The organism is Janthinobacterium sp. GW821-FHT03C08, assembly GCF_059420905.1.
In genome coordinates this window covers 1-590 of sequence record NZ_JBWKUP010000058.1, presented here as the reverse complement: position 1 = coordinate 590, position 590 = coordinate 1, and the positions used below count along the sequence as shown (strand labels likewise).

Genomic DNA, 590 nt, shown 5'->3' with positions numbered 1-590 from the left:
GCGTCGCTGCAGCAACTGGTATCGCTGCTGTTTGGCGCGACCTTGTTCGTGCTCACGGAGCAGTGCCGTACCGATCCAGCGCTGCTGTCGGCGGCCATCGGGCGCTGGGAACTGGACGTACTCGATTGCACGCCGTCGCAGCTGTCGCTGCTGCTGCAGGTCGAGGCGCGTCTGCCGGGCAGCATGCTCGTCGGTGGCGAGGCCATCGATGCGCATCTGTGGCAACGCCTGCAGGCCATGCCGCAGCAGCGCTTCTTCAATATGTATGGTCCGACGGAAACCACGGTCGACGCCACGGCGTGCGCCATCGGTACGGCGGGGCCGTTGCCGGTGCTGGGCGGGGCGCTGGAGAACGTGGGGCTGTACCTGCTTGACGCGGCATTGCAGCCGGTGCCCGATGGTGTGCCAGGCGAAGTGTATATCGCCGGCGCTGGCTTGGCGCGTGGCTATCTGCACCGTCCGAGCCTGACGGCGGAGCGTTTCCTGCCGTGTCCGTTCGGTATGCCGGGTGCACGCATGTACCGCACGGGCGACTTGGCGCGCCGGCTGGCCGACGGGCGCATCGTGTATCTGGGACGCACGGACCAGCA

At 67.6% G+C, this 590-nt stretch carries 1 protein-coding gene; it reads left to right on the top strand.

Features of this window, described 5'->3' with window-relative positions; translation table 11 throughout:
- Nucleotides 1–590: AMP-binding protein (locus AC07VL_RS28055; protein WP_494808760.1), on the top strand; the 590-nt coding region annotated here is incomplete at both ends.